The sequence below is a fragment of the Ferrimonas pelagia genome, assembly GCF_039543565.1.
Classification (GTDB): domain Bacteria; phylum Pseudomonadota; class Gammaproteobacteria; order Enterobacterales; family Shewanellaceae; genus Ferrimonas; species Ferrimonas pelagia.
The window spans coordinates 1-22,271 of the sequence record NZ_BAABJZ010000073.1 but is presented as its reverse complement, the minus strand read 5'-3'; the positions used below and the strand labels follow the sequence as shown (position 1 = coordinate 22,271).

Annotated in this window: 22 protein-coding genes; 17 read left to right on the top strand and 5 right to left on the bottom strand. The window is 60.4% G+C overall.

Annotation, left to right across the window (positions count from 1 at the left end):
- Positions 1–28 precede the first annotated feature (28 nt).
- The 7 genes from moaB (at position 29) to ABEA08_RS11265 (ending at position 3,646) form a co-directional block, all read left to right on the top strand.
- Positions 29–556, top strand: a complete 528-nt coding sequence (moaB, locus tag ABEA08_RS11295) for a molybdenum cofactor biosynthesis protein B (protein ID WP_345335413.1) — start codon at positions 29–31, stop codon at positions 554–556.
- Positions 553–1,032 carry a cyclic pyranopterin monophosphate synthase MoaC gene (gene moaC, locus ABEA08_RS11290; protein ID WP_345335412.1) on the top strand — a complete coding sequence of 160 codons (480 nt, stop codon included), beginning with the start codon at positions 553–555 and terminating at the stop codon, positions 1,030–1,032. The genes moaB and moaC overlap by 4 nt, the downstream gene beginning before the upstream one ends.
- Positions 1,032–1,280 carry a molybdopterin synthase sulfur carrier subunit gene (gene moaD, locus ABEA08_RS11285; protein ID WP_345335411.1) on the top strand — a complete coding sequence of 83 codons (249 nt, stop codon included), beginning with the start codon at positions 1,032–1,034 and terminating at the stop codon, positions 1,278–1,280. Before moaC ends, moaD begins: the two co-directional genes overlap by 1 nt.
- A gap of 8 nt (positions 1,281–1,288) precedes the next feature.
- On the top strand, positions 1,289–1,735 hold the full coding sequence (moaE, locus tag ABEA08_RS11280; RefSeq protein ID WP_345335410.1) for a molybdopterin synthase catalytic subunit MoaE: 447 nt from the start codon (positions 1,289–1,291) through the stop codon (positions 1,733–1,735).
- Between the two features lie 30 nt (positions 1,736–1,765).
- Positions 1,766–2,149 carry a MarC family protein gene (locus ABEA08_RS11275; protein ID WP_345335409.1) on the top strand — a complete coding sequence of 128 codons (384 nt, stop codon included), beginning with the start codon at positions 1,766–1,768 and terminating at the stop codon, positions 2,147–2,149.
- A gap of 252 nt (positions 2,150–2,401) precedes the next feature.
- The gene (locus ABEA08_RS11270; protein WP_345335408.1) at positions 2,402–2,920 is read left to right on the top strand and encodes a hypothetical protein; all 519 of its coding nucleotides are present in this window, start codon (positions 2,402–2,404) and stop codon (positions 2,918–2,920) included.
- 57 nt (positions 2,921–2,977) lie between these two features.
- Positions 2,978–3,646: a TIGR01621 family pseudouridine synthase gene (locus ABEA08_RS11265; protein WP_345335407.1), complete on the top strand. Its 669-nt coding sequence runs from the start codon at positions 2,978–2,980 to the stop codon at positions 3,644–3,646.
- A gap of 3 nt (positions 3,647–3,649) precedes the next feature.
- On the opposite strand, the gene ABEA08_RS11260 is transcribed toward ABEA08_RS11265, so the two are convergent.
- Complete coding sequence (locus tag ABEA08_RS11260; protein ID WP_345335406.1) at positions 3,650–4,210, bottom strand: TetR/AcrR family transcriptional regulator; 561 nt, start codon at positions 4,208–4,210, stop codon at positions 3,650–3,652.
- Positions 4,211–4,320: 110 nt separating this feature from the next.
- Here ABEA08_RS11260 and ABEA08_RS11255 point away from each other — a divergent pair, with 110 nt between their 5' ends.
- Positions 4,321–4,854 carry a dihydrofolate reductase family protein gene (locus ABEA08_RS11255; protein WP_345335405.1) on the top strand — a complete coding sequence of 178 codons (534 nt, stop codon included), beginning with the start codon at positions 4,321–4,323 and terminating at the stop codon, positions 4,852–4,854.
- Here the strand turns inward: ABEA08_RS11255 and ABEA08_RS11250 are convergent.
- Both ABEA08_RS11250 and ABEA08_RS11245 read right to left on the bottom strand, forming a co-directional pair.
- A complete protein-coding gene (locus tag ABEA08_RS11250; RefSeq protein WP_345335403.1) occupies positions 4,851–5,093 on the bottom strand; it encodes a zinc ribbon domain-containing protein in 243 nt (80 codons plus the stop codon). The two genes, ABEA08_RS11255 and ABEA08_RS11250, sit on opposite strands and share 4 nt — an antisense overlap.
- 103 nt (positions 5,094–5,196) lie before the next feature.
- Positions 5,197–7,563, bottom strand: a complete 2,367-nt coding sequence (locus ABEA08_RS11245) for a class I adenylate cyclase (RefSeq protein WP_345335402.1) — start codon at positions 7,561–7,563, stop codon at positions 5,197–5,199.
- Positions 7,564–7,783: 220 nt separating this feature from the next.
- Here ABEA08_RS11245 and hemC point away from each other — a divergent pair, with 220 nt between their 5' ends.
- From hemC to ABEA08_RS11225, 4 genes are read left to right on the top strand one after another with little or no spacing between them, the layout of a single operon-like run.
- A complete protein-coding gene (gene hemC / locus ABEA08_RS11240) occupies positions 7,784–8,716 on the top strand; it encodes a hydroxymethylbilane synthase (RefSeq protein ID WP_345335401.1) in 933 nt (310 codons plus the stop codon).
- A complete protein-coding gene (locus tag ABEA08_RS11235; RefSeq protein WP_345335400.1) occupies positions 8,716–9,459 on the top strand; it encodes a uroporphyrinogen-III synthase in 744 nt (247 codons plus the stop codon). The genes hemC and ABEA08_RS11235 overlap by 1 nt, the downstream gene beginning before the upstream one ends.
- Complete coding sequence (locus ABEA08_RS11230; RefSeq protein WP_345335399.1) at positions 9,434–10,828, top strand: uroporphyrinogen-III C-methyltransferase; 1,395 nt, start codon at positions 9,434–9,436, stop codon at positions 10,826–10,828. The genes ABEA08_RS11235 and ABEA08_RS11230 overlap by 26 nt, the downstream gene beginning before the upstream one ends.
- On the top strand, positions 10,828–12,009 hold the full coding sequence (locus tag ABEA08_RS11225) for a heme biosynthesis HemY N-terminal domain-containing protein (RefSeq protein ID WP_345335398.1): 1,182 nt from the start codon (positions 10,828–10,830) through the stop codon (positions 12,007–12,009). Before ABEA08_RS11230 ends, ABEA08_RS11225 begins: the two co-directional genes overlap by 1 nt.
- Before the next feature lie 64 nt (positions 12,010–12,073).
- On the opposite strand, the gene rarD is transcribed toward ABEA08_RS11225, so the two are convergent.
- The gene (gene rarD / locus ABEA08_RS11220; protein ID WP_345335397.1) at positions 12,074–12,973 is read right to left on the bottom strand and encodes an EamA family transporter RarD; all 900 of its coding nucleotides are present in this window, start codon (positions 12,971–12,973) and stop codon (positions 12,074–12,076) included.
- A gap of 257 nt (positions 12,974–13,230) precedes the next feature.
- Between rarD and recQ the strand changes: the two genes are divergently transcribed.
- A complete protein-coding gene (recQ, locus tag ABEA08_RS11215) occupies positions 13,231–15,063 on the top strand; it encodes a DNA helicase RecQ (RefSeq protein ID WP_345335419.1) in 1,833 nt (610 codons plus the stop codon).
- Here recQ and ABEA08_RS11210 read toward each other — a convergent pair.
- Positions 15,045–16,805: a hypothetical protein gene (locus ABEA08_RS11210; protein ID WP_345335396.1), complete on the bottom strand. Its 1,761-nt coding sequence runs from the start codon at positions 16,803–16,805 to the stop codon at positions 15,045–15,047. The genes recQ and ABEA08_RS11210 overlap by 19 nt on opposite strands.
- Before the next feature lie 425 nt (positions 16,806–17,230).
- Here ABEA08_RS11210 and leuA point away from each other — a divergent pair, with 425 nt between their 5' ends.
- Genes leuA through leuD form a run of 4 tightly spaced genes read left to right on the top strand, consistent with a single transcriptional unit; the run spans position 17,231 to position 21,905 of the window.
- A complete protein-coding gene (gene leuA / locus ABEA08_RS11205; RefSeq protein ID WP_345335395.1) occupies positions 17,231–18,787 on the top strand; it encodes a 2-isopropylmalate synthase in 1,557 nt (518 codons plus the stop codon).
- Positions 18,784–19,881, top strand: a complete 1,098-nt coding sequence (leuB, locus tag ABEA08_RS11200) for a 3-isopropylmalate dehydrogenase (protein ID WP_345335394.1) — start codon at positions 18,784–18,786, stop codon at positions 19,879–19,881. The genes leuA and leuB overlap by 4 nt, the downstream gene beginning before the upstream one ends.
- A gap of 3 nt (positions 19,882–19,884) precedes the next feature.
- The gene (gene leuC, locus ABEA08_RS11195) at positions 19,885–21,303 is read left to right on the top strand and encodes a 3-isopropylmalate dehydratase large subunit (RefSeq protein WP_345335393.1); all 1,419 of its coding nucleotides are present in this window, start codon (positions 19,885–19,887) and stop codon (positions 21,301–21,303) included.
- Complete coding sequence (gene leuD / locus ABEA08_RS11190) at positions 21,303–21,905, top strand: 3-isopropylmalate dehydratase small subunit (protein ID WP_345335392.1); 603 nt, start codon at positions 21,303–21,305, stop codon at positions 21,903–21,905. The genes leuC and leuD overlap by 1 nt, the downstream gene beginning before the upstream one ends.
- Positions 21,906–22,271 lie beyond the last annotated feature (366 nt).

Sequence of the window (22,271 nt, the reverse complement as noted above, 5' to 3'; positions counted from 1 at the left end):
GCTGCGGCGAATTGAAGAGAAAGACGTTATGGGACACTTGTCGCAAGCCAACTTTGTGCCGCTGAATGTAGCGGTTTTGACCCTGTCCGACACTCGGACTCTGGAAACCGATAAGTCCGGCCAGTATCTGGTGGATAACCTGGTTGAGGCGGGTCACACCTTGGTGGATCGTCGCATCATCAAGGACGACAAATACACCATCCGCGCCGTGCTGTCCGAGTGGATCGCCTCCAACAATGTGCAGGTGGTGATCACCACAGGTGGGACAGGTTTTACCGAGCGCGATTCGACGCCAGAGGCGGTTACCCCACTGTTTGATAAGCAGATCGAAGGCTTTGGCGAGCTGTTCCGCCACATCACCTTCCTAGAGCTGGGCACCAGCACGGTGCAATCCCGCGCGATCGGTGGCATGGCCAACAAGACTGCGGTGTTCTGTCTGCCTGGCTCCACCGGCGCCTGTCGCACCGGCTGGACCAAGATCCTCAAAGAGCAGTTGGATTCTACTCACCGTCCATGCAACTTCGTGACCCACCTGAAGGATATCAGCGCCCTATGAGCGGTTTTACCCATATTAATGCTGAGGGCGATGCCCATATGGTGGACGTGACCGAGAAGTCGGTCACCGAGCGTGAAGCCCGCGCGGAAGCGATCATCACCATGGCGCCGGAGACGCTGGCGATGATCATGGAAGGCCGTCATCACAAGGGTGACGTGTTTGCCACCGCGCGCATTGCCGGGATCATGGCGGCGAAGAAGACCTCAGATCTGATCCCGCTGTGCCATCCATTGATGCTGACCAAGGTGACCGTTGAGCTTGAGCCGCAGCCGGAGCACAACCGAGTGGTGATCCAGTCGCTGTGTAAGCTGGCGGGCCAGACCGGGGTGGAGATGGAAGCCTTGACTGCCGCCAGCACCGCGGCGCTGACCATCTATGACATGTGCAAAGCCGTGCAGAAAGACATGGTAATTGAGGGCGTACGCCTGTTGGAAAAACGGGGCGGCAAGTCCGGCCATTTTAAGGTAGAAGCTTGATGATTAAGGTTTTGTTTTTCGCGCAAATTCGCGAAGTCACCGGTACCGATAAGCTGGAAATTGAAGCGGCTGAGGGATTGACCGCCGAGGCGCTGCGTCAGCAGCTGTTGAGCCGCGGTGACAAGTGGCAACTGGCCCTGGGCGACGCCAATGTGCTGGTGGCCATCAACCAGACCCTGTCCGGTTGGGACAGCGCGCTGAAAAGCGGCGACGAGGTGGCGTTCTTTCCACCCGTCACCGGTGGCTAGGAGTCATTATGATCTCTGTTCAGACTCAGGATTTCAGCGTTGCCGATGAGTACGCCAAGTTGGCGCAGAAGCCTGGCTGCGGCGCCGTCGTCACCTTCGTCGGCAAGGTGCGGGACTTTGGTGACAGCAAGAATGTCAGCGCCATGACGCTGGAGCACTACCCAGGCATGACCGAGGCGGTGCTCGATCAGATCGAAGCGGAAGCGCGCGAGCGCTGGCCGGTGGACGATGTCACCATCATTCATCGGGTCGGTGAGCTTAAGCTGTGCGATCAGATCGTCTTTATCGGTGTGTCCAGTGCCCACCGCAAGGCGGCGTTTGACGCCTGCGAGTACCTGATCGACTTCCTCAAGACCCGTGCCCCGTTCTGGAAGAAAGAGACCAGTGACGAAGGCAGTGTCTGGGTGGACGCGAAAGATGCCGATCAACAGGCAACCGAGCAGTGGCAACGCTAAACCGCGCCGCTGACGACCACGCCCGGCCTTGTGCCGGGCGTTTCTGTATTAAGCCTGTTTGCCATTACGGTTTTGCCGCGCCAATGCGCGCTATTGTTGGCAGCGATGCAGGTGCCCCTGGCGGCGTTTCAGGCCACCAGTGGCCGGGTGCTGTTTGCGCAGAGCATGATCTGTGGTGAGAGCAAGCCCGCCACCGAAACCAAACTGGAGAACGTCGATCTGTGGAGTCAGGCGGTGTTGCCTCTGGCCATTCCCTCCATCGCTTCACCTAGGGCCATTCTGGCCAGTGTCCTGTTAACCGATAACGCCCGTGATGCGGTGTCTCAGCAGGCGGTGACCGCATTGATCATGTGGGTTGTAATGATCGCGACCCTGCTCCTGCTGCTGCTGCCGCCCGTCCGATCCCGAAGGTGAGCGGTAACGCCGGTGCCGGTTTGATCGGCCGGATCATGAGGCTCATCTTGGCCGCAGTGGCGATGAACCGTTTGCTGGCGGGGGGATCACTTCTTTATCGAGATCTCTGGCGCGGGGTAGCGCGACGGCTCGCGCGCTTGTCGAATCCAACGCAAAAGGTGAGGGTTCTGTGCGCGGGAAAAGGCTGCTATAAAAAGAGAAAGCGGTATTCGGCTGGTGCAGGCCGTCTCATTTCTAATCGAGGAGTGCTGAATGACCCGAACCGTCGCCATGCTTTGCCTGTTTGTGAGTGGCCCGCTCTGGGCTGTGTCGTCCCTGATCGAACGTTTTTCCAGTGGTCAGTTTCCGGTCCCGGTTGAGATCCTCAAGCAGGTGGAAGCCGAATACGCTGGCAAGGCGCAGATCCTGGAGTTTGAGGTTGAGAGACGGGGCGCCGGGCAACGATATGACATCCTCCTCGTGGAGCAGAGTCACCGCCGCCGGGTGATCGGCCTGCGCCTGGACGGCCATGGTGAGCTGTTGCGCAAAGAGGTGGAGTCGCCACTGAATGAGGATGACGCCCTGACGGCGCTGATGGCCTTACAGCGCCGCGGCATCGCGCTGTCGGAGCTGGTGCAGCAGGGGATCAACGCCCACTCTGCTTACCTGGTGGAGCTGTCTCTGGATCATGACCGGGGGATCAGTTACTTGGAGCTGGATCTGATCAATACCGAGGGCAAACACACCCTGGCGTATGATCTTATCACTGGTGAGCGGCTGGAAGACTGGTAAGGCGGCTCAGTGGCGCCTGTGGTACGCTGCGCGCCCCGTCCTTTACGCCTAAGCCTTATGATCACTCTTGTCGACCAACAAGCGCATTTTGTGCTGATCCACAAACCCGCCGGGGTTCATTTTCACAGCCAGGACGGCACGGCCGGGATCGTGGCGCAGGCGGAGGCGCAGCTGGATGAGAAGCTGTATCCGGTGCACCGGCTGGACACGCCGACATCGGGGCTGTTGTTGCTGGCCCGCTCGTCCGAGGCTGCGGCCAAGCTGACCGAGTTGTTCACCGCCCATGCCGTGGAGAAACGCTATCTGGCGCTGTCGGCTGACAAGCCCAAGAAAAAGCAGGGCACGGTCAAAGGCGGCATGAGTAAGGCGCGGCGCAGCGCGTGGAAGCTGACCAAGGACAAGGACAATTTTGCCGTGACCCAGTTTGTCAGTGCATCCGTGCTGCCCGGATTACGGGCGTTTTTGCTGCGGCCCCGCTCTGGCCGCACCCACCAAATTCGGGTGGCGTTAAAAAGCCTGGGCGCGCCCATCTTGGGGGATGCCCTGTACGGCGGCAGCGACGCCGATAGGACCTATCTGCACGCGCTGGGTTTGGCGTTTGAGCTCGATGGTGAGCGCTACGATTACTGGTGTCCCCCGACTCAGGGTAGCCATTACCAATTGGCCGAGTTGACGGCGCAGCTAGAGCAGTGGCGCAGCGAGCCGCCGAGCTGGCCCAAGGGCTGATACTCAGTTCGCATCGGGCGCCAGGCTGGCAAAGATCAGCGCCAAAGGCCCATCCAGACCGCTCAATGCGATCCCCCCCGGGTTGCACTGAATCGCCAGAGCCACGCCGTGCAGATAATCCACCAGCAGATCCCGGGCGGCTTCGAAGCGGCCTGTATCCAGCCCCACGGGGGCCAGAGCCAGCTCCAATCGCTCGACAAACACTTCGGCGGGCCCGACGCTCGTCATGCCCAGCATGATCTCCAGTAAACCGGGATGGGCCGCCAACAGGCTCAGGTAGCTTTCACTCAGCTGGCGGATCTCGCCCTGCCAGTCCGAGTTGTCTTGCGGCTGGTAGATCTCCTTCATCAAGGAGGTTGCCACGGCTTCCAGCAGGGCGGCCTTGTTGGCGAAGTAGTGATAGATCGCCATGGGATCGATCTCCAACGCCGTGGCCAGGGCGCGTAGGCTGGGGATCTTGCCCTGCTGCGCCAGAAGCCGTTTCGCTTCAGATAAAATGATCGCTTTACTCAGCGGCTGATTGCCAGAAGCCGGTCGGCCCCGCTTTTTGGGTTTGACACTCATCGATCGGGCTCGCTATCCTGAAAAGGAATTCTACAGTGTAGAAATTATAGATCAGTTGATCGGCGCCAACAAGGATCGGGGAGGCGGATCAACCCAGTGAGGAACCTATCATGAGCAATATTGTTTACATCGCCACCAGCCTGGACGGTTACATCGCCGACGCCGAGGGGGGCCTGGATTGGCTGCACGCTCTGCCCAACCCCCATGAAAGCGATTTTGGTTATGCCGAGTTTATGGCGGGGATCGATGCCTTGCTGATGGGCCGGACCACGTTTGAGACGGTATTGAGCTTTGGCATCGATTGGCCCTACAGCAAGCCGGTGTTTGTCTTGTCGACCACCCTGACGGAGGTGCCCGCAGAGCTGGCCGGCAAGGTGGAGATCGTCAACGGCCCGGTGGCCGAGGTGGTTGCTCAGCTCAATGCGCGGGGCTTCGAACGCCTCTACATCGACGGTGGGCGGACCATTCAAAGTTTGCTGGCATTAGATATGATCGACGAGCTGATCCTCACCCGCATTCCGGTGGTACTGGGCGGCGGTGTGCCCTTGTTTGCTGCGTTGCCGGATCTGCAGTGGTTTACTCACTTGGCTACCGACGTGCATGCCGAACAGCTGGTGCAGAGCCACTATCGGCGTAAGCGCTAGTCGGAACTTGGCGGGCCGATGGGCTCGAAGCGACTCAGTACCCGAGACTTGGATTTGAGCGCATTGCAGCGGCCGTGGCAAAAGTAGCTGGCGCTGCCGCAGGCTTGCAGCTTGTCGAGCTCGGCCTGGCAATCCGGACACAGGGCCAGGTGTCGCAGATCTTGCTGGCAGGCGGCGCAGTGATAATGGGTGCCAGTCCAGTCCAGAGGCTGTTGGCAATGAGGGCAATGGCGTGACATCAACGCTCCTAGGCAAAATTGCCATTGTTCCGATCTTTGCGCGCGGTACCAGTCCCGGCGTGCGGATCTGCGCGTTAGGACACGTGCGCGAATCCGATCGAGATCAGAGGCTTAACGGCGTGGCTTCCAGCTCGCCCTGAGCGTCGGAGCGCAGGCGGTAGAACTGCGGCAGATTAAAGCAACGGTTGCTGTGTTGCGCCGGTTGCTCAACGGTGTGGAGCTGACTCAACTTATCGATGAGCTCCGTCAGCTCGCCGCTTTGGCTCTGCAGGTGGCTGAGCTGGTTATGTTCATCCACCAAATAGATATCGGTGCCTTGCTGGCGCTCGCGCACAAACACCTGCACGATCCCACTGCGGGCGTAACGACGCAGTATGGCGGGGGCGCCGGAGTAGGGGTCGTCGGCCAGATCAGGCCGGGGCAGCTCGATCACCCCTTGCTGTTTGAATTGTTGGAGCAGGCTGGCTCCGCTGTCCAGCCGTTGCCAGCGCAGTCCGCGCGGCTCGAAGAACAACCCATATTGGCGCGCACCCACCACCAGAGGCCACACTTGAGTGCGCTCTGGCTGTGCCTGACAAAACATCGATTGACAGCGGTTCAGCAGTTGCCCGAGCTGATCCTCAAGCTGGCGAGTCAGGCGCCGACTGGCACTGAGCACGGGGACGGTGAGCGGCCCTTGCTGCCTATCGAGTCCCGACAGCAGCTGAGCCAGCATGCGCAGCACGCCCTCCTCCCCCTCAAACCGGAAGCAGTGGCTCTCGCCCCAGGAGTTTTGGGTCAGCAGAGTGAGGCTGCCCAACAGGGAGCGTGATGGGTGGCCGAGGGCGAGCGCCGAGCCGCCGTGCAATTCCAGCCACAGATCCTGGCCGCGCCAGTGGGCGGTGGGATCCTGATCGAGGTTGCACAGCAGTACGGCACGGGTATAGCGCCAGGGCTGTGCCAATGCCTGCAGCGAGACCGCGGGGATGGGCGCCCAGAGGGGCAGCAAGCGTCGGGCCAATTGCGTGGTGCGACGGCTGTGCCAACTGTGGCCATGTTGGTGGCAATGCAGTTCGGTCTGCGCGGTGATCAGGCCGTTGCAGATCGCCCAGCTGAGGCAGGCCAAGCGTGTTTCGCCGTAATAGAGCGGGCTTTCCCCGAACAACTGTTGCGGGGCTGGCGCTTTGCGATACAGGTACCAGCCGTGCGGCAGGTTGGGGTTGTCCTGCACCGAAACCAGCGTCAGTACCGGCTCACCTAAGGTTTGGCTCCAGAGCCGGTTGAGCTGCGGGATCTTGGCGGGCTCGGCGTCGAATCGGGTGTAGAGCTTGCGGGTCAACACCGCCATCTCATCGAATTTGAGTTGATGACGCTGGCGCAGTCGGGTCGCAAATCCGCTGAGGCGTTGGTAGCTGGCCAGCATCAACTGATCGAGCCGCTCATTGCACCAGCGCAGCTGGCCCGCGTGCCAGTGCCGTGCGTTGTCAAGATTACTGAGCAGCTCCCGGGTGTAACGCCAGTCATCCGTCAGCCGCTTTAAGGTGGGGTAGCGCCAGTCGTGGCGGCTCTGGGGTTGGGTCAGCGGCAGGGCACATTTTAGGTAGAAGCAGCGCTGGGCCATGATCAGTCGGCGTCGATCGCCCTGGCGCTTGAGGTGATCGCTGATCCGCTCGAACAGCATTAGGTAGTGATCAACGTCGGCGCCACGCTGACCGGCACGCAGCCGCAGCCAGAGTTGATCGCGCAGAATGCGCAGATCCGGATAGTCCGCCACATAGGCTTCCAGCAGCAGGACTTTGAGGGCGGCCTTGTGGGGGCGGGTTAAGCCCTTAAACAGCTGCCATAGCGCTGCGCCAAAGATCTCGCTGGCGGGCAGGTGCTGCAGTTGACCCAGATCGAGGAGATCGGGGTGATCTTTGGGGGCGCCGGGCCACCATGCCAATGGTAGGCCGGCCAGGTGGATCTGGCTGCGGTAAAACTCCTCGAGCAACAGCCAATTCTGCGCCGAGCCGCTGTGCTCCTTGGACAAGCCTTGCGCCTGGCCCTGCTCGAGCAGATCGGGCCGGATCAGATACAGGTGCAGCTCCAAGCCTTGTTGATCAAAGTAGGCGCTGAGAGCCAGACACTTTTGCTGGAGTCGATCGAGTTCGGCTTGGGCCATGTCGAGCGGATGGAGCAACCAGCAGTCGATATCGGAATCCGGGGATTGGCCAAAGCTGCCGGTGCTGCCCATGGTGTATAGCCCCAACAGGGAACCGGAGTGGGAGGAGACACGCTGAGCCTCTGCCGGTTGGCACGGGGTGATCGGCGGTTGAACAAAGCCATACGGCGCATCGGCGACGTAACCCGGCAGCTTAGGGCTGTTGCAATGCAGGAGCCAGGGCAAGCTGTCGAGCAGCGTGGAGTGCGCCTGCAGTTGGGTGCGGGCGTGGGCGAGGCGTTGGCGATTGAGCTCGGCGCTCAGTGCGATGTCAGACGGCAGATCTCGCAAGGGAGTGAGGGGGATGCGTAAATGGTATTTGTGATCAGGGTAACAGTTTTGCCTGGCAAAGCGAAAAATGTGAGCCTGCTCGCCATTTTGCAAAAGGATTAACGGGTTTTGTGCTGTGAAGCTGGCATGTTGCCTTTTTCCTACAAAAAAACAGTGGCAACATGGGGCTTACAACCACTTGATAGCAAGTGTGCAACCTCATCTGCCAAGGAATGTGTGAATGGCGCGTCAAGAGATCCGTATTGCTACCCGTAAGAGTCCGCTTGCCATGTGGCAGGCGGAGCATGTCAAAGCCCGTCTCGAGCAGGCTCACCCTGGCCTGACCGTTGTCCTGGTGCCCATGACCACCAAGGGCGATATCTGGCTGGATACCCCTTTGTCGAAGGTCGGTGGCAAGGGGCTGTTTGTGAAGGAGCTGGAGGTCTCGATGCTGGCCGGGGAAACCGACATTGCGGTGCATTCGATGAAAGATGTCCCGGTTGAGTTTCCGGAAGGGCTGGGGCTGACGGTGATCTTGGAGCGGGAGGATCCACGCGATGCCTTCGTCTCCAATCGTTATCAGAGCCTGGATGAACTGCCGCAAGGGGCGATCGTCGGCTCCTCCAGCCTGCGTCGTCAGTGCTTGCTGCGCGCGGCCCGACCGGATCTGATCGTCAATGATCTGCGCGGCAACGTGAATACCCGCCTGAAGAAGTTGGATGACGGCCAGTACGACGCCATCATTCTGGCCGCTGCGGGGCTGAAGCGACTGGAGATGCCAGAGCGCATTGCCGGTTATCTGGAAGCGGAAGAATCGCTGCCCGCCAATGGGCAAGGGGCCGTCGGCATTGAATGCCGCACCGATGACGCCGAATTGATCGCCCTGCTCAAAGTGCTTGAGCACGAACCGACCCGGGCTCGCGTGGTGGCGGAGCGTGCCATGAACACTGCGCTGCAGGGCGGATGTCAGGTGCCGATCGGCGCGTATGCGGAGATCGAGGGCGACAGCCTGTGGTTGCGCGGCATGGTGGGCGATCCCGATGGCTCGGTGGTGTTGCGCGATGAGATCCGCGGGCCGATCGCCGAGGCCGAGGCCTTGGGCCAAACCCTGGCAGCTCAGCTGACGGCGCAAGGCGCCGGTGAGATCCTCGCTAGGGTGTACGGCGAACGCTGATGCACCTGCTGCTGACCCGGCCACAGGGACGCAATGAGCCGTTAGCACGGAAGCTGACGGCCTTGGGTCACGACAGCACCCTCTGCCCCATGGTCGCGATCGAGCCACTGACGCCCCCGGCGGCGCCCTTTGCGGGTGCCGAGGGGGCGTTTTTTGTCTCGAAGACCGCGGTAGTCTTGGCCGATCGGGCGTTGCAGGGGCGCTGGCCATCGCTGCCCTGCTTTGCGGTTGGACAGGGCACGGCCGCGGCGCTGCAGTGCTGTGGGATCGAGCCACACTGCCCGGGGCGGGATCAGGAAACCAGCGAAGGGGTGTTGGCTTTGCCCGCGTTGCAGCAGCTGCCGAAGGGGGCGTTTGTGATCGTGCGTGGCGAGGGGGGCCGGCCCACCTTTGCCCAGGCATTATCGTCGCAGGGATTTCAGGTGCGTCACTGGGTGCTGTACCGGCGGGCGATGCCCGCTGGGATCAGCGAACAGCAGGTGCAGGACTGGCGTCAACGCGGGGTTAACGCCATACTGGCTACCAGCGGCGAAATTGTCGAAAACCTCTTTGCCGTGGTGCCTTTAGTGCATCACGACTGGCTCCGGCGGCAACACTGGTTGGTGCCGGTGGCGCGGGTGGCTCAGCTGGCGCGTCAGCACGGCTGCCACAGCATCAGTGTGTTGGGAGGGGCCAGCGATGACGCCATTCTCGGTCGTATAGGAAAGATGAATCACTATGGAGAAGACCCCGAAGGATCCTAAAGATCAGAGCGCTGCCAAGGCGGCTGATCCTCAGGGCACGACACCCCAATGTCCGGATGCTGAGTCCGCTGAACCCTCGTCGTTGCCGACAGAGGCGACGGCCAGCCAGGCGGAGAAGGCCGACAAGGTCAAGGTGAGTCCATCAAAGCCGGCTGCCACCGAGGCGAAGCCTTCCCGCGCCGAGCCGGGCAAGACTAAGCCGTCGGCGCCCACAGACACCAAGCCAGAGAAGGCGCAGACGGCGTCTGCCTCCCGCCCAATCCCAGAGAAAAAGCCCACCGAAGCGATCCCTAAGGATCGCTCCGAGCCTCATGCCAACGCAGCCGCTCCGGCGCGCAGCGGTGGCGGCGGTGGTGGCGCCTTAGCGGTGGCTTTGCTCGCGCTGATCGTGGCACTGGGGGCCGGGGCGTTCGCCGCTTGGCAGTGGCAGCAGGATCAGCAGATCCGCCAGGACAATGCGGTGCTGGCCAGTCAGCTGGCCAGCATAGAGCAGAATCTGCAGCAGCAGCGCCAGACGCTGGAGCGGCGGGTTGAACGCAGTGAAGGCCAGCTGCAGTCGGCTGGCGAAGCTTTGTCAGAGCTGCGGGCGCAGCAGCAACAGGTCGAGCGCAACTTCGAGGTGGAGCGTTCGCGCTTGCGTGAGCGCAAGCCGCGCGATTGGATGATCGCCGAGGCGGACTACTTGGTGCGAATGGCGGCGCGCAAGCTTTGGCTGGAGCACGATCCGGTGACCGCCGTGGCCCTGTTAAAGGACGCAGACAGCCGTTTGAGCCTGTTGGCGGAGCCGGAATTGACCCCGGTACGCCAGGCGCTGGCGGACGATGTGGCATTGATCGAAGGCTTGCCACGCAGTGATAGGGCTGGGCTGGCACTGGCCATGGAGGCGCTGGTGCAGCGGATCGATCAACTGCCATTGAATACCGTCACCTTGCCGGATCTGTCCGAGGCGCCGACATCGACCGAGATCAGCGCTTCGGCCAACGATTGGAAGCAGAACTTGACCAACAGCTGGCATGCGCTGGTGGATGACTTTATCACCGTCCGTCGACGCCAAGACAGCGTGACCCCTTTGCTCGCCCCTGAGCAAGCTTGGTATCTGCGTGAACACCTCAAGGGCAAGTTGTTGCAGGCGCAGTTGGCGTTGTATCACGGCGATCAGCAGACCATGGCGCAGGCATTGTTGACCGCACAGGACTGGATCCGTGACTACTTCTCTCTGGAGTCGGCCGAGGTGGATAGTGCCCTTGGCCAGTTGGAGCAGTGGCGCATGACCAACATCGCGCCGCTGCAGCCGATCCGACTCAGTGCCAGTCCGGCATTGGAAGCGCTGGTGGCTGAGCGGCTCGGTCGCAATGGGGAGGCGCACTGATGATCCGCTTGTTGTTTTACGCGGTGTTGATCCTGGCCGGCCTGATCGTCGGTCCGAAGCTGATCGAGCATAAAGGCTATGTGATGATCGCGGTGGGCGAGTGGACCGTGGAAACCTCGGTGATCGGCGCGGTGCTGATCCTGCTGGTGGCCTTTGGTTTGCTGCAACTGCTCGAATGGGCCGTGGTTAAGGGGATCAACCTGACGGGGTTTGGCTTGGCATATCCGGCCCGCCGCCGGCGCGAAAAAGCGCGTCAACACACCTTAAATGGCGCCTTAGCACTGGCTGAGCAGGACTGGGCACGGGCCGAGCAGCTGCTGGCCAAGGGCGCCGAGTCGGGCCCGTTGCCCGCGGTCAACCTATTATCGGCTGCACGGGCGGCGCACCACCGGGGCGATGATGCGGCGTGTCAGGGGTATCTGCAACAAGCCGAGCAGATCAAGGGCGCGGAAACCGCCGTGGCACTGACCAAGGTGCGCTATCTGCTTGACGACGAACGCCTCGCCGAGGCACGGCAGCACTGGGACGCGCTCAGCGATAAGCAGCGCAGTAAGCCGCAGGCGCTGCGTCAGGCGCTCAACCTATACCGTCGACAAGGCGATTGGGATGCGTTGGCGAAGTTGATCCCGGCGTTGACGAAGCACCGGGTGTTGGACGCGGCGGCGTTGGCACAGTTACCGGCGGAGGTGGAGGCGGCTTGCCTACAACAAAAAACCACGTTGGTGGCTTTGGAGCAGCGCTGGAAGGGGTTGAGTCGCGGGCTGCGCAAAGATCAGCGGGTGCAGTTGGCCTATCTGCAGGGGTTGGCCCGGTTTGAACAGTTCGACAGTGCACGCCAGCTCCTGCTGGATAAGCTGGACAAGCAAGCGCCTCAGCCGGCGCTGCTGGCGCTGTTGCCAGCGCTCAGCGGTGATGCGGCAGAATCGCTCAGTCATGTGCTGACACGGCGATATCCGCAGTCACAACAAGTGGAGTTGCTGGATTGCCTGGCGACTTTGGCCGAGCAGCAGCAGGACTGGCGTGGGGCGACCGAGCACCGTAAGGCGGCGCTGGCACAGCAGGCGACGCCTGCGCGCTGGCGGGCGTTGGTGGATCTGCAGGAGCGTTTAGGTCGGCGTGATGATGCTATCAACAGCTATCGACAGCTGATCGGCGTGCTCGAGCAGGAGCGAACGAGCTGAGTGGCATGGCATAAAAAACGGGGCAGGATGGTTATCATCCTGCCCCGTTTTTTATGGTGGTAGCTCAATGTGCTTTTTGGCGCGAACGCTGTCGGGCCTTATTGAGGCCATCGAAGATCAGCAACAGCAGTGCGGCCCAGATAAAGGCAAAGGTCCAACTCTGGGCGGCGTCCAGCTGCTCACCAAACAGGGTGAGGGCCAGACCAAACATCATGCAGGGGCCGATGTATTGCAGCATGCCGAGCAGATAGAAGGGGATGCGGATCGCGGCGGCTGAAAAGGCCAGCAGTGGCAGAGTGGTCACCACGCCGGCGGCGATCAGCAGACCATTGAGGCTGGCGGCATTCTGGGTCAGATCCGCCGTCGGCGTGTCGAGCCAAAACCAATAGAGGAGCGCCAGCGGCAACAGCAGCGCGGTCTCGACCAGCAGTCCGGTGGTGGCCTGCAGGTTGATCTGCTTGCGGAGCAGACCATAGCAGCCGAAGGAGCCGGCCAGTGCCAGTGAGATCCAGGGGACGGAGCCAAACTGGATCAGTTGGATCAGGACACCGACGGCGGCGATGAGGACGGCGAACAGTTGCAGCCGTCCTGGTCGCTCATTAAGCACCAGCATGCCCAGCGCCACGTTGAGCAGCGGATTGATAAAGTAGCCTAGGGACGCATCCAGCACGTGGTCATTGGTGACTGCCCAGATAAAGATCAGCCAGTTACTGGCCACCAAGACCGAGGTGACGCCAAGCAGGGCCAGCTTGCGCGGCAGCTTTAGCAATGCGCGAACCTCTTTCATCTGGCCGCTGAACCAAGCCAAGCCGAAGACTAAGCCGAACGACCAGATCACCCGGTGCATCAGGATCTCATCGGCGGGCACGTCGGATACGGCGTGGAAATACAGCGGGGCGATCCCCCACATCAGGTAGGCCGCGATGGCATACAGGGTGCCCTGTCGCACGTCATTGTCTTGCATAACACCCCAAGGGTTGAGCGGGTTGGTGGGAAAGGGTCGGCATTATGCCATCCTTGGCGTCGCAGAGCGTCATGCAAATGCGTTATGCCTCGGCGATGAATGGGCTCGCTGGTGTGAAGCTGGGCTTGCACTGGGGCAATGAATATCGCACTGTTAGATGGTATTTAATTGTTATTTTGGGCTTTTTTGTCAAGGCGACAACGCCCCTCCGCTTGGGTAAAATAGCGGGCCAATTGTGCTGTACCGCCCCGCCACCGATGGAAGCCTCTGTGACTGATTTTCCGACCGTTCGCCCCTTTGACTCTGCTCAGGAGTGCCTGCAGCAGGTGTTTGGCTATCGCACCTTTCGCGACGGCCAGGAAACGGTGGTCAATGAAGCGCTGGCGGGTCGGGATGGTTTGGTGATCATGCCCACCGGTGGCGGCAAGAGCCTGTGCTATCAGTTGCCGGCGCTGATGTTGCCGGGGCTGACGTTGGTGATCTCGCCGCTGATCTCGCTGATGAAAGATCAGGTGGATGCGCTGCGTGAATCCGGGGTGGCCGCTGCGGCGCTGAACTCCAGCTTGGATCGGCAAGATACGGTTCAGCTGTTTAACGCCATCCATCAAGGTGAGATCAAGTTGCTCTATATCTCACCGGAGCGGCTGATGTCAGCGGATCTGCGCGCCCGTCTGCATCATTGGCCACTGTCGATGGTGGCGGTCGATGAGGCCCACTGCATCAGTCAGTGGGGGCATGACTTCCGGCCTGAGTATGCCCAGATGGGGTGGCTGAAACAGACGTTTCCTCAGGTGCCGGTAATGGCCTTAACGGCGACGGCGGATGAAGCCACCCGGCAGGATATCTGCCAGCGTCTGGCGCTGAACGCGCCCCATCGCCACCTGTCCAGCTTTGACCGGCCTAACATTCGTTACACCGTGGTGGACAAAGTGCGGCCACTGGAGCAGTTAACCGAGTTTCTGCGTCAGCAAAAGGGCAACGCCGGGATCGTCTATTGTGGCAGTCGTCGCCGGGTGGATGAGGTGGCGGAAAAGCTACGACAAAAGGGCTTTGCCGCCTCCGGTTATCACGCTGGCATGGACGCTGCCGAGCGCAGTAGCGTGCAGGAGGCCTTCCTGCGGGATCGCACCGACATCGTGGTGGCGACGGTGGCCTTTGGCATGGGGATCAACAAATCCAATGTGCGCTTTGTGGTGCATTGGGATCTGCCCAAATCGATTGAAGGTTACTATCAGGAGACCGGCCGGGCCGGGCGCGATGGCTTGGAAGCTGAAGCCGTGTTGTTGTTTGATCCCGCCGATGTTGCCCGGGTTCGCCACCTGCTGGAGCAGGGCGACAGTGAGCCCAATCCGGTGGATCTGCACAAGCTGCACGCGATGGCGGCGTTCGCTGAATCGCAGATCTGTCGTCGTCAGGTGCTGCTGAATTATTTCAATGAGCCGAGTCACGAGCCGTGCGGCAACTGCGATATCTGCACCGATCCGCCCAAGCGGTATGATGGCAGTCAGGATGCGCAAAAGGCGCTGTCCTGTATCTATCGGGTCGGTCAGCGCTTTGGCATGGGCCATGTGATCGAGGTTCTGCGCGGTAGCCAGTCGCAGTTGGTGCAGGATCGCGGCCACCATAAGCTGACGACCTGGGGGATCGGCAAAGACAAGAGCCATGATCACTGGCTGTCGGTGTTGCGTCAGTTGATCCACCATGGCTTGGTCTATCAGGATATTACCCGCTCCTCGGTACTGGTGCTGACACCGGCGGCCCGTGCGGTGCTTAAGGGGGAGCGCAGCCTGGAGCTGGCCGAGCCGAGAGTCGTCGTGGCGCGTCGCGCCGGACGTCGGGCGCGGAGTCTGCCACAACAGTATGACCGTAAACTGTTTGCCCAGTTGAAACAGCTGCGCCGGGAGTTGGCGGACGAGCACGGCGTGCCGCCCTATGTGGTGTTTAATGACGCCAGCTTGGCGGAGATGGCGGCGGAAATGCCGACGTCGCACGGCGAGATGCTGGCGATCAACGGCGTGGGTGAGCGCAAGTTAGAGCGCTACGGCGAGACCTTCCTAATGGCGATCAAGGCCTACGTCGACGGCGAGTGAGTGACGATCGCGGCTGAGCGGGTGTGATGTGGCTCATCCCCTGCCTGCCGTTTGCGCCGTAGGCCATGGCTGGTCAGGTTGCACTCCAACCGCACCATCAGGCTGTCGACGTCATCAAAGCTGTGCACCCGCGCCTTGCCGATGGCGCAGTGACTCAGGCCGATGCTGGCCAGCTGGCGCGGCAGGGCGTCGATCCGCCAGCCCAGCTCGCCATCCGTGGCCCAGGGCAGCAACAAGACATGATCGGTTGCATCGATCTGTAGCAGCTCATCGCCTCGGCGCAGATCTTGTTTGAGCAGCGCTGACAGTTCATCCATCGCCGCGTCGGCCGACAAGCGTAGTAGGATCACCGGGAGTGGATCGCCACACGCCTTGGCATTTCTGATCTGCTGGGCGAGGTAGCTGCGGCTGTCTATCGTCGGATCGATCGGCACGGGTGTCTCGTTGTCAGGCCAAAGGCGACGCAGGCCCAGGGCGAGCAGGAGTACACCGAATAACCCGGTCAGTCCTTGCCAGAACAGGAGAGCCTGTTGGCTTTGATAATGCGCCTCCGCGGTATTGGCTAACTGCTGACGATGGCGATCCATCTGCTGTCCGAGCGATTGTTGTTGCTCTGATAGCGCTTGCTGGCTGAGCTCGGCGTCATATTCCCGTTGGTATTTGAGCTGATCTTGCAGCGCCAGATAGGCTGGCAGGTAGGCTTCTTTGCTGTAGTGGTAGTGGGCGATCCAGGCGCTCATTTTCGCCAGGTTATTCAGATCGCCCTGCAGCTTCATTGCCTGCTCGGCCTGACCGATCGTTTTCCAGCCCTCCTCTTCCTGATCCAACATCAGCAATGCCTGGCCCTGAACATGGCGCGCTCGGCTGTATTGTGGCTGTAACTCGGCCAGGACGAAGGTGTCGGCCGCCGCGCGGGCTTCCGTCAACGCGAGTTGATACTCGCCCAAGCCAAAGGCGTTGAGTGCTTTGAAGTAGTGCACATAGCCATCGTCTTGCTCGCCTAAAGTGGGTGGGTTGTCACCCAACTGTGCCAGCTGCTGTTGGCTTTCTTCCAGGCGCTGCTGCTGGCCCAGCATATTGGCGTAGTTGAAGCGGATAAACCAATTGAGGGGAGAGTTGGGCGCGACTTTGGCGAGAGCTTGTGCCATCGCATCGTCGGTCCGGGCTGGGTTACGTAAGTAGTAGAAGGTGCGAGCCAGAGAAAAGTCGAGCATGGCCGGATGGGAGCCCAGCAGGGTATAGCTGGGGGCGGGCTGTCGCAGATGGAGGGCGGCAGAGAGATCGGCCAATGCCGCGGAATACTGACCGTCGTCGGCCAGCAGGTTGGCACGGCGGATATGGCTGATGTATTGCAGGCCGGGATCGCCGGCTCGGTTGCCGAGCTCGATGGCATCGGCAAATTGGATCAGGGCGTTACTGACGTCTTGCTCTATGCTCAGCGCAGCGGCCTCACACAGGCGGACGTAGCCGATGCCATTGAGCTGCGGTTGATCGGCGCGGAGGCGCTCGATCTGGTGGAGGTGATCACGGATGGTGGTGGGCTCTGAGGCCAAGCGGGCCCGGTCGCATTGCAACAGATGCCAGTGCAATTGCCAATTGGGCGGCGCGGCCTCAACGGAGGGCTGCCACTGGCGGCTCAACTGGTCTGCTCTGTTGGTGTCGAAAGCGGCGATCGCCGTCATTAACGGTTGCAGCGTCGGCGGTTGGGCGAAGCTGGTGAAGGGAAATAGCAGCGTCAGCATGGGGATCAGCCTGATAAGACTACGAAGATACCCGATCAAGAACGCCCCCAGCGGTTTGCTATTTGTTATCTACTTGAGGCTATCTGGCTAACATTTGACGATCAAGCCTCTTTACATCTTTTGCGGCGGTGGCCGAGTTGCATGCAAAAAGCGGTTGACAAAACACCACGTGCTAGCAAATATGTGTCAAGTGAAAACGGTATATTACCGCGAAGATACGAGACTGATGACGTACTTAAATGTTTACAACCTACTTAACCTAATCCTAGCAGGACGCTGCGTGGGAGAGACGGTTGTAGACGGCAAATAAGCCCGAGCACAGACTCAAAACCCGCGCACAGCGCGGGTTTTTTTATGCCCGCGGAAGGCAAATGGCCGTCGAGTTGTCTCGGCGTGCTGGCACAAAGATCCATGGAGGAAACACGATGTCGGATCAGATCATCTTATTTGATACTACCTTACGCGATGGCGAGCAGGCTTTGGCAGCCAGTTTGTCGGTGAATGAGAAGCTGCAGATCGCCCGGGCACTGGAGCGGATGGGGATCGATATTATCGAAGCGGGCTTTCCTGTTTCGTCACCGGGGGATTTTGACTCGGTTCGGCAGATCGCGGCGACCATCAAAAACAGCCGGATCTGTGCCCTGTCCCGCGCCGTTCAGGGCGACATCGATGCCGCCGCCGCGGCATTGAAGGTGGCGGATCAGTTCCGTATCCATACCTTCCTCTCCACCTCCGATATCCACGTTGAAAGCAAACTGCGCCGCACCTTTGATCAAGTGCTGGATATGGCCACCGGGGCGATCAAATACGCCCGCAAGTTTACCGATGACGTGGAATTTTCCTGCGAAGATGCGGGCCGCACGCCGGCAGATAACCTGTGTCGCATGGTTGAGGAGGCGATCAAGGCGGGCGCCAAGACCGTCAATATCCCGGATACCGTGGGTTACACCACCCCCAGTGAGTTTGGCGGGATCATCACGGATCTGTTTAACCGGGTGCCCAATATCGATCAGGCGGTGATCTCCGTGCATTGTCACGACGATCTGGGCTTGTCGGTCGCCAACTCCATCGCGGCGATCGAAGCGGGCGCGCGCCAAGTGGAGGGGACCATCAACGGCATTGGTGAGCGGGCCGGCAATGCGGCGTTGGAGGAGATCATCATGATCCTGAAAACCCGCCAGGACCGTTTTAAGCTGAATTGCCGTGCCGAGCCGACGGAGATCTACCGAACCAGCGCTCAGGTCGCCGCGCTGTGCAACATGCCGGTCCAGGCCAATAAGGCGATTGTCGGTGCCAACGCCTTCAGTCACAGCTCCGGGATCCATCAGGACGGTGTGCTCAAGTCGCAGAACACCTATGAGATCATGACGCCGGAGTCGATCGGCCTGGTGCGCAACACCTTGAATCTGACCTCGCGTTCCGGCCGGCATGTGATCAAACATCGGATGGCGGAACTGGGTTATCAGGACAGCGACTTTGATCTGGACGTGCTCTATGCGCGCTTCCTGGAGCTGGCGGATAAGAAGGGCCAGGTGTTTGATTACGATCTGGAAGCGCTTCTGTTCTTTGAGAATCAAAAAGAGGAAGACGCACACTATGTGTTGCGTCAGCTCAATGTTCAGGCCGGTAGTAACCATTTCGCCACGGGCTCGGTGGAGCTGCAGATCGGCGACCGTGTTGTGGTCGAGGCGGCAACCGGGAATGGTCCGGTTGATTCGGTCTATCAGGCGATCGAGCGGGCCACCGGCCAGCACATCAATATAGAAAGCTTCGATATCGGGGCGCAGGGCGGTGGACACGATGCCTTGGGTAAGGTGGATGTGACCGCCGAATTTGATGGTCGCACCTTCCACGGTATGGGGCTGTCGACCGACATCGTCGAAGCCTCGGCGGAAGCCTTGCTGCGGATCTACAACCTGATCCACCGCCAACAACAGATCAATCATCAAAAACAACAAAAACGCGCCATGGAGGAAGTATGACAATGCATCGGATAGCGGTATTGGCCGGTGATGGGATCGGCCCGGAGATCATGGCCGAAGCCATTAAGGTATTGAAGGCCACCGGCGATCGGTTTGGTTTTGAATTGGCGCTGAACGCCTTCCATGTTGGTGGCGCCGCCATCGACGCCGAGGGGACGGCGTTGCCCGCCGCCACCCTGGCCGGGTGTGAGGCGGCGGATGCGATCCTGTTTGGCTCCGTCGGCGGACCCAAGTGGGAGCACCTGCCGCCGACCGAACAACCGGAGCGGGGCTCCTTGTTGCCACTGCGCAAGCACTTCAACTTATTCTGTAACTTGCGCCCGGCTCGGATCCACCCTGGACTGGAGCGGTTGTCGCCGTTGCGCGCGGACATCGCAGAAAAGGGCATGGATATCCTGGTGGTGCGCGAATTGACCGGTGACATCTACTTCGGCTCGCCACGGGGCCGTGAAGGCGAAGGCGAGCAGGAGAATGCGTTTGATACCATGCGCTACAGCCGTTTCGAGATCCGCCGTATCGCCCGCATGGCGTTTGAAGCGGCGCGCAAGCGCCGCAGTAAGGTGTTGTCAGTGGATAAGGCCAATGTCTTGGCGACCTCGATCCTATGGCGAGAAGAGGTGATCGCCATCGCCGCGGATTACCCGGACGTCGAGCTCGAACATATCTTCATCGACAACGCCACCATGCAGCTGTTGCGTCGGCCGAGTGAATTCGACGTGATGCTGTGCGGTAACCTGTTTGGCGATATCTGCTCGGATGAAGCGGCGATGATCACCGGCTCCATGGGCCTGTTACCGTCGGCCAGCTTGAACGAAACCGGTTTTGGTATGTATGAGCCGGCGGGGGGCAGTGCGCCGGACATCGCTGGCCAGGGCATTGCCAACCCGGTGGCGCAGATCCTGTCTGCGGCCCTGATGCTGCGCCACAGCCTGGGTGAGATCGCGGCCGCCGATGCCATCGACGCGGCGGTCAGCCAGGCGCTGGAGGACGGTTGCCTGACCGGTGAGCTGGTGGCGGCCGGACAAACCGCATTAACGACCGCGCAGATGGGCGATGCCATCGTTGCTCGGATCAGCGCGCAGCAAGGAGCGTAAGGTATGGCTAAGACTCTGTATGAAAAGATCTGGGACAGCCACCAGATCCCAACCCCGGCCGGACAAACGCCCCTGATCTACATCGATCGCCATTTGGTGCACGAGGTGACTTCGCCGCAGGCGTTTGATGGCCTGCGCAAGGCGGGTCGGCCGGTGCGCCAGCCCCAGCGGACGACGGCAACCATGGATCACAACACCTCGACCACGCACGCCTCGATCGATGCCCTGCCGGCGCTGGCCAGGACTCAAGTGGAAACGCTGCAGAAAAACTGCGAAGAGTTTGGTGTCACCCTGTTTGATATCCACCACCCGAACCAAGGCATTGTTCACGTCATGGGGCCAGAGCAGGGCTTAACCCTGCCGGGCAGCACCATTGTTTGTGGCGATTCCCATACCGCGACTCATGGTGCCTTCGGCGCCCTGGCGTTCGGCATTGGGACCTCCGAGGTGGAGCACGTGCTGGCGACTCAGACCTTGCGTCAGCGGACGGCCAAGACGATGAAAATTGAAGTGCGCGGTCAGATCGGACCGGGGATCACCGCAAAAGACATCGTCTTAGCCATTATCGGCAAGGTCGGTCATGGTGGTGGCACCGGCTATGTGGTGGAGTTTTGCGGTGAGGCGATCGCGGCACTCTCGATGGAAGGTCGCATGACCGTCTGTAATATGGCGATCGAGCTGGGCGCCAAAGCAGGCTTGGTGGCACCGGATCAAACCACCATCGATTATCTTGAAGGGCGCCCGTACGCTCCCACCGGCGACGCGTGGGTGCAGGCCAAGAAGGCTTGGGCGCAGTTGCATACCGATCCCGGCGCGACGTTTGATGCGACCGTGATCTTGGAAGCGGCGACGATCGCACCGCAGATCACCTGGGGCACCAACCCCGGTCAGGTGATGGCCGTGAATGCGCTGGTGCCGGATCCGGCCAGCTTTGCTGATCGGGTTGAACAAAGCGCGGCGATCAAGGCGTTGGCCTATATGGATCTGAGCCCGCAGCAGGCGCTGACCGACGTTAATATTGATGTTGTCTTTATTGGCTCCTGCACCAATTCGCGCATTGAGGATCTGCGCGCGGCGGCGGCGATCGCCAAGGGCCGCCAAGTGGCCAGTGGCGTCCAGGCGATCGTGGTGCCGGGGTCGCACATCGTTAAGCAACAGGCGGAGGCCGAAGGGCTGGATCAGATCTTCATCGACGCCGGGTTTGAGTGGCGCCTGCCGGGCTGCTCTATGTGTCTGGGGATGAATGAAGACCGCCTAACGGCGGGACAGCGCAGCGCCTCGACTTCCAACCGTAACTTCGAAGGCCGTCAGGGCCGGGGCAGTCGAACGCACTTGGTGAGCCCGGCCATGGCGGCGGCGGCGGCCGTACGCGGCCATTTTGCCGACGTGCGGGAATTTGATGTTTCACAGGAGGTGGCGTAATGCAGGCCTTTACTCAGCATAAGGGTGTGGCAGTGGCATTGGATCACGCCAACATCGATACCGATCAGCTGATCCCCAAGCAGTTTCTTGCCAAGGTCACCCGCACCGGCTTTGGCGTGCACCTATTTCATGATTGGCGCTATCTGGACGAAGCCGGTGAGCAGCCGGATCCGAACTTTGCGCTTAACCAGCCGGCCTTTGCCGGGGCCAGCATCCTGCTGGCGGGTGAGAACTTCGGGTGTGGCTCCAGTCGTGAACATGCCCCTTGGGCGCTGGAGGACTTTGGCTTCCGTGCGGTCATTGCGCCGAGCTTTGCCGATATCTTCTATCAGAATGCGATCAACAATGGCTTGTTGCCCGTGGTCCTGCCTGAAGACGAAGTGAAGCGACTGGTTGGCCAGATCCACGCCACGCCGGGGGCGCAGATCACCGTGGATCTGAGCCAATGCCAAGTGTTTGGATCGGATGGGCAGAGTTACCCATTCAGTGTGGATGAGGCCGCTCGGCATAATCTGCTCAATGGCTTAGATCCCATCGGGCAATCATTGGCGCTGGTGACGCAGATAGAGCAATTCGAGGCACAAGCGCCAAGCTGGCGCTGATCGCCCGCCTACATCGACTTATATAAGGGGCCCATACCGACGAGGTATGGGCCTTTATCCATAGTTTTGACGGTTAAATACCCGCAATGGTGAAGACTTAAGCGCTCGAGTGAAAGTTTGCAATTAACCCTTGCGATAGCCGAGCCACTCCCTATAATGCGCCTCCTGTCGACGGGGCACAGCAAGCTAACCAACGCGGTTAACGAGCGGTCTGGTCAACAAAACAACGGTTGAAAAGAAAGTTTCCAAACGGCCTTTACAACCACGGAGAACAGCGTAATATACGCCTCCTGCTTCGGCAACGAAGCGAACCTTAAGTCAGCATGACTTAAGCGCTCTTTAACAATTTGTCAGACAATCTGTGTG

Coding starts and splice junctions, on each gene's coding strand:
- moaB (WP_345335413.1), top strand. CDS start 29: ATGGGACACTTGTCGCAAGCCAACTTTGTGCCGCTGAATGTAGCGGTT.
- moaC (WP_345335412.1), top strand. CDS start 553: ATGAGCGGTTTTACCCATATTAATGCTGAGGGCGATGCCCATATGGTG.
- moaD (WP_345335411.1), top strand. CDS start 1,032: ATGATTAAGGTTTTGTTTTTCGCGCAAATTCGCGAAGTCACCGGTACC.
- moaE (WP_345335410.1), top strand. CDS start 1,289: ATGATCTCTGTTCAGACTCAGGATTTCAGCGTTGCCGATGAGTACGCC.
- ABEA08_RS11270 (WP_345335408.1), top strand. CDS start 2,402: ATGACCCGAACCGTCGCCATGCTTTGCCTGTTTGTGAGTGGCCCGCTC.
- ABEA08_RS11265 (WP_345335407.1), top strand. CDS start 2,978: ATGATCACTCTTGTCGACCAACAAGCGCATTTTGTGCTGATCCACAAA.
- ABEA08_RS11260 (WP_345335406.1), bottom strand. CDS start 4,210: ATGAGTGTCAAACCCAAAAAGCGGGGCCGACCGGCTTCTGGCAATCAG.
- ABEA08_RS11255 (WP_345335405.1), top strand. CDS start 4,321: ATGAGCAATATTGTTTACATCGCCACCAGCCTGGACGGTTACATCGCC.
- ABEA08_RS11250 (WP_345335403.1), bottom strand. CDS start 5,093: ATGTCACGCCATTGCCCTCATTGCCAACAGCCTCTGGACTGGACTGGC.
- hemC (WP_345335401.1), top strand. CDS start 7,784: ATGGCGCGTCAAGAGATCCGTATTGCTACCCGTAAGAGTCCGCTTGCC.
- ABEA08_RS11235 (WP_345335400.1), top strand. CDS start 8,716: ATGCACCTGCTGCTGACCCGGCCACAGGGACGCAATGAGCCGTTAGCA.
- ABEA08_RS11230 (WP_345335399.1), top strand. CDS start 9,434: ATGGAGAAGACCCCGAAGGATCCTAAAGATCAGAGCGCTGCCAAGGCG.
- ABEA08_RS11225 (WP_345335398.1), top strand. CDS start 10,828: ATGATCCGCTTGTTGTTTTACGCGGTGTTGATCCTGGCCGGCCTGATC.
- rarD (WP_345335397.1), bottom strand. CDS start 12,973: ATGCAAGACAATGACGTGCGACAGGGCACCCTGTATGCCATCGCGGCC.
- recQ (WP_345335419.1), top strand. CDS start 13,231: ATGGAAGCCTCTGTGACTGATTTTCCGACCGTTCGCCCCTTTGACTCT.
- ABEA08_RS11210 (WP_345335396.1), bottom strand. CDS start 16,805: ATGCTGACGCTGCTATTTCCCTTCACCAGCTTCGCCCAACCGCCGACG.
- leuA (WP_345335395.1), top strand. CDS start 17,231: ATGTCGGATCAGATCATCTTATTTGATACTACCTTACGCGATGGCGAG.
- leuB (WP_345335394.1), top strand. CDS start 18,784: ATGACAATGCATCGGATAGCGGTATTGGCCGGTGATGGGATCGGCCCG.
- leuC (WP_345335393.1), top strand. CDS start 19,885: ATGGCTAAGACTCTGTATGAAAAGATCTGGGACAGCCACCAGATCCCA.
- leuD (WP_345335392.1), top strand. CDS start 21,303: ATGCAGGCCTTTACTCAGCATAAGGGTGTGGCAGTGGCATTGGATCAC.